Origin of the sequence: Scytonema hofmannii PCC 7110, from assembly GCF_000346485.2 — a bacterium.
In the GTDB taxonomy this organism is placed as follows: domain Bacteria; phylum Cyanobacteriota; class Cyanobacteriia; order Cyanobacteriales; family Nostocaceae; genus Scytonema; species Scytonema hofmannii.
The window spans coordinates 1-4,428 of the sequence record NZ_KQ976363.1 but is presented as its reverse complement, the minus strand read 5'-3'; the positions used below and the strand labels follow the sequence as shown (position 1 = coordinate 4,428).

6 protein-coding genes and 1 pseudogene are annotated in these 4,428 nt (G+C 41.0%); 4 read left to right on the top strand and 3 right to left on the bottom strand.

Features of this window, described 5'->3' with window-relative positions; translation table 11 throughout:
- Positions 1–185, bottom strand: a pseudogene (locus tag WA1_RS51780) (hypothetical protein); the annotation flags it as partial.
- A gap of 60 nt (positions 186–245) precedes the next feature.
- On the opposite strand from WA1_RS51780, the gene WA1_RS51775 reads away from it, so the two are divergent.
- Both WA1_RS51775 and murG read left to right on the top strand, forming a co-directional pair.
- Positions 246–425: a hypothetical protein gene (locus tag WA1_RS51775; RefSeq protein ID WP_017746212.1), complete on the top strand. Its 180-nt coding sequence runs from the start codon at positions 246–248 to the stop codon at positions 423–425.
- A gap of 94 nt (positions 426–519) precedes the next feature.
- A complete protein-coding gene (gene murG / locus WA1_RS51770) occupies positions 520–1,596 on the top strand; it encodes an undecaprenyldiphospho-muramoylpentapeptide beta-N-acetylglucosaminyltransferase (RefSeq protein WP_017746213.1) in 1,077 nt (358 codons plus the stop codon).
- Positions 1,597–1,795: 199 nt separating this feature from the next.
- Here murG and WA1_RS51765 read toward each other — a convergent pair whose 3' ends face one another.
- Positions 1,796–2,026 carry a hypothetical protein gene (locus tag WA1_RS51765; protein ID WP_017746214.1) on the bottom strand — a complete coding sequence of 77 codons (231 nt, stop codon included), beginning with the start codon at positions 2,024–2,026 and terminating at the stop codon, positions 1,796–1,798.
- Positions 2,027–2,477: 451 nt separating this feature from the next.
- Between WA1_RS51765 and WA1_RS51760 the strand changes: the two genes are divergently transcribed.
- Positions 2,478–2,708, top strand: coding sequence for a DUF6737 family protein (locus WA1_RS51760; protein WP_017746215.1), 231 nt, complete (start codon positions 2,478–2,480; stop codon positions 2,706–2,708).
- Positions 2,709–2,808: 100 nt separating this feature from the next.
- On the opposite strand, the gene WA1_RS51755 is transcribed toward WA1_RS51760, so the two are convergent.
- A complete protein-coding gene (locus WA1_RS51755; protein WP_017746216.1) occupies positions 2,809–3,285 on the bottom strand; it encodes an Lrp/AsnC family transcriptional regulator in 477 nt (158 codons plus the stop codon).
- A gap of 108 nt (positions 3,286–3,393) precedes the next feature.
- Between WA1_RS51755 and WA1_RS51750 the strand changes: the two genes are divergently transcribed.
- Positions 3,394–4,275 carry a phytanoyl-CoA dioxygenase family protein gene (locus tag WA1_RS51750; RefSeq protein WP_017746217.1) on the top strand — a complete coding sequence of 294 codons (882 nt, stop codon included), beginning with the start codon at positions 3,394–3,396 and terminating at the stop codon, positions 4,273–4,275.
- Positions 4,276–4,428: the final 153 nt, after the last annotated feature.

Genomic DNA, 4,428 nt, shown 5'->3' with positions numbered 1-4,428 from the left:
GAATCTGCTTTTTTCCAATCCAATCCCCATCCTTGTAAGGAACCGAGTTTGTTATAAGTCAGGGATCTAGGGATGCCACACAAATGCATAATTCGGTCTACTTGTAATTCGTCAGAGCAAAAAACGACAGGAACGACCTGAGTATAAGTGTATTCAGTTTGTCGTTGTTTTTTGCTCAAAGCCATTTGACATTTCCCTTTGATGACTGCTATGTGTTACTATATTAACATATACAATTAACGTCAATGCCTTTCCAGAAAAATAACAAACAAGGTTTTGTGTCAAATGCCCCACTTGACCGCTCTGCATTGCAAATTAACCTCAAGCCGGGACTCAGAGAAAGAATCATGGCAATTCCCGATTGGAGGATTAAGCTACGAGAAGAATTAGAAATCTGGTTATCCAAATGGGAAAGCCAAGATTAACCAGATTTGCAGAGATTTAAGGCTTACTGTTCAACCGCAAGGAAATTGTTTAATCTTAAGTTAATCTAGGTGCTTTTGGGGTAAAAAGGGTTAGATGGCACATACTCCTGTACGTTTATTAATAGCTGCTAGTGGAACTGGCGGACACTTGTTTCCCGCAATTGCCCTTGCCGAACACTTGAGCGATTATCAAATAGAATGGCTTGGTGTTCCGAATCGGTTAGAAACACAGTTAGTTCCCAAACAGTATCCCTTGAATACTATTTCAGTAGAAGGATTTCAGCAAGGTTTTGGGCTTGCCTCACTCAAGGTATTAGGCAAACTTATCGGTTCGGTTTTACAAGTTAGGAAAATCTTAAAACAGGGGAACTTTCAGGGAGTTTTGACGACAGGCGGTTACATTGCCGGACCGGCTGCGATCGCTGCACGTTCTTTAGGTTTGCCTGTTATTTTTCATGAGTCCAACGCCTTACCTGGTAAAGTGACTCGCTTTTTTGGACCTTGGTGTAATGCGGTAGCAGTGGGGTTTGAAGTGGCGAGTCAGTACTTATCTCGCGCTAAAACTGTTTATACGGGAACTCCCGTGCGCTCCGAATTTTTAGATAAAACAACTGCTGCGTCGCTGGATTTATCGATTCCAGAAGGAGTCCCTTTAATTGTTGTTTTTGGTGGTAGCCAGGGTGCTGTCGCTATTAATAAACTGGTGCGCCAGTCAGCCAATGCTTGGTTTGATGCAGGTGCTTGGATTGTCCATTTAACTGGTGACAAAGATCCAGAAGCAGAAAGTTTAAAGCATCCGCAGTATATTTGTTTACCATTTTATAATAATATGGCTGCGTTGTTGCGAAGGGCAAGCTTAGCAATCACTCGCTCTGGTGCTGGAAGTCTGACAGAAATGGCAGTTTGCGGTACACCTGCGATTTTGATTCCTTATCCTTTTGCAGCAGAAGACCATCAAACGTATAATGCGGAAGTTTTTACCTCAGTTGGTGCAGCAATTATGTTTAAACAGTCAGATTTAACGGCTGAGGGTTTGCGTTCCAAAGTTTTAGATCTGTTGCAGAATCCAGAAGAATTACAAAAGATGGGGGAAGCCGCAAAAGCGATCGCTGTTCCCGATAGTGCGGACAGGTTGGCTCAGTTAGTTCGTGATGTTGTGGAAAAGAAGTGAAAACAAGCTATTAGGTGGAGTTTATGACTACACTTATGTCTTGAAATATTTTCATCCTCCGTCAATATCTTGTAAAAAATTGCCCAAATAAATCCCGCTCTCGTAAAGAAAAGCGGGGTATAAATCGTTTAATTATCCGAAATACCAACCTTACTTTGATTTGTAAAAATTTGAGTGAACAGTACTTATGCACCCAAGCTTAAGCTAAGCTTAATTTTCTTGCAAGATCCTCAGTCACATATTTCTCAAGATCAAAAACTGTCTTACTCGCAGTATCCAATACAAAACCAGTAGAACCGAAACTAACGCCGAAAACATCTAAGGGAAGACCAGCGATTCCACCCTTTGTTGTATCAATCTCAGCATTTGTCAACTCTTGGATAGAACCAGTATCAACAGTATGCAATTGAGAAATTGTAATCTTAGCCATGTTAAATGTACTCCAAGTTTTGATGATGTATCTGGGATTTCATTTTTGTTTGCTCCCATTGCTCTAAACTGTTAATGACTTTCTGATTCCGGAGCTTTCAACATTACATAATAGAAAAAAGTTCTGTAGTTATCCCCTAGAGAATAAGACATAAGTAGGTGGGCGGGAAAAACCTAACTATGTTAACATAAGTGATTACGAGAATAAATCCACTTAAGTAACAAATGATATGGGTGCTCGTTGAAGGATATTCCTAACGCGTGAGCAAGACCGAACCCTGTTACCTAAGAACTGCGGATGTACCACAGAAAGTCAAAGACCGAGCAGAGGTAATCAGATTAAACGCATGGTTAGTACGCCCTTGAAAATAGCTGCTCACTTTGCTATCTAAGACTGAGAAGGGAGTAGTATTATAAAATTGAAAGCCTTGGTCTTAAGTTAGATTGTTACGATGTCTCAGAAAAACTCTATCAATCCTTGGAAATACAAACCTTGGTGGTGTCAACCATGGTCTATTCTTCTGACAGGTGTGACTGTAATTGGTGGGATTTGGGTATTATTTAGAACTATCTGGTTCACTCTTCTTGTCAGTATACCCATCATTGTATGGATGGGATTTTTTTTGCTGATTTGGCCTCAATTAATGATTCGTAGCGGGATTTTGGAGTCACACCAAGAATAGCTGCGATCAGAATCTTGAACTATTGCCATGATTGATAAGTTGAGATTGAGAGGTTGTTCGCGGCGGTGAAGCGGAACGTTATGCGGCTAAATTGCTGTCACTACAGATCATCTTCGAGATAATTAGGTAATTCAAAACAGCGGGCATAGTTAAAGATTAAAGCTGTTTCGATGCGGGTCACTTCTGGTCTATTTGTAAACGTATCAAGAGCTAGATCTCTGAGATGTTGCGTGTCTCGAACAGCAACGTGCACTAGAAAATCGTATCGTCCAGCAATCAGATAAATTGCAATCACCTCTGGAATCTGCAAAACTTCAGCCTGAAAAGTTTCAACTACCTCTCGTCGGTGTTTGGTTAATTCAATAAAATAGATCGCTTGCAACCCAATACCTAATGCTTGAGTTTCCACATCTGCATGGATCCCCTTGATAACCCCATCTTGAGAGAGCCGTCGCATTCGCTCAAGACAAGTAGATGGAGCTAACTCCACCTGTGTTGCTAGTTCTTTGTTGGAAAGCCGTCCATTATTCTGTAACAACTGCAATAATTTGCGATCAATTCGGTCTAAGTTGCTCATATCTCTAAAGTTCCAAATATAATTCGGTTTTGTGAGTTTTAGAAAAAATAATGTTATCTAAATAATAGACTTTTAAAAAGTATAGAGGATTTTGAGAGGGATAAAACGATGCTACTTCGACAAGATAGGTTATCCATTCTTGGTAATGTTGAGTTGAGCAGCTTTCAAGATTCTGGATTCCTCGTGATTGAAAACTTGTTGGAATCCACTATGGTAAAAGCACTCCGCGATCGCTTCGAGCCATTGTTTCGTGGAGAATTTGAAACAGGAGTTTATCCAGATGAATGGTATTGGCGAGAGGGAATGAGCTTACCAGATATTACTCGACACATGGCGAACGCTTGGAAAAGCGACCTCACAATCGCAAAATTAGTACTTTCAGCAGATATTGCTCGTGCAGCCGCTTTACTCATGAGTTGGAACGGAGCTAGGTTGGGACAAGACACGATTTGGATGAAGCCTCCACAAACAAAAGCGATAGCAATGCATCAAGATAGCTCCTACATGGATTTTCTTGTTCCTTCAGAAACAATTACCTGTTGGATTACGTTGGATGACACTCAGGCAAACGCAGGCACAATTGAATATGTTCCAGGCTCACATAATTGGAAACTAACTGCAAGACCACTAGACTTTCATACGCCAAAGGGTGGTTACCAAGCCAAGATGCTTGCTGCAGCTGCTTTGGCAGGTATTGAAAATCCTCAAATAATTCCTATCGAAGTGCCAGCAGGTAGTTGTGTATTTCATCATGGTCATATTTGGCACGGCTCTGGTGCCAACACAACAGAACATATCATCCGCCGCAGTATTGGTATTCATCTTCTACGATCTGATGTCCGTTTCCATACTTCTGGTGGAGGTTATATATATGGTCGCTATCAACGAGTAGGAGACACTTCGCTAGATGAGAGTTTTTTTCCAGTACTGTGGGTACGAAATGGCTATCGCACACCGTACCTTGACCATTATTGTCGCTTGGGGTTATAAACTGTAAATTGAAACCGATACACCTTTACCCAAAGCTTGACTTTTTAGGGATATTGAGGTATTATTTTCAGGCGCTTGATTAGTGCGGGATGCAAAAGCTTACTTGGCGTGAGAACCTTGAAACACTTAGCACAAACTAATTGTTAAAAACTG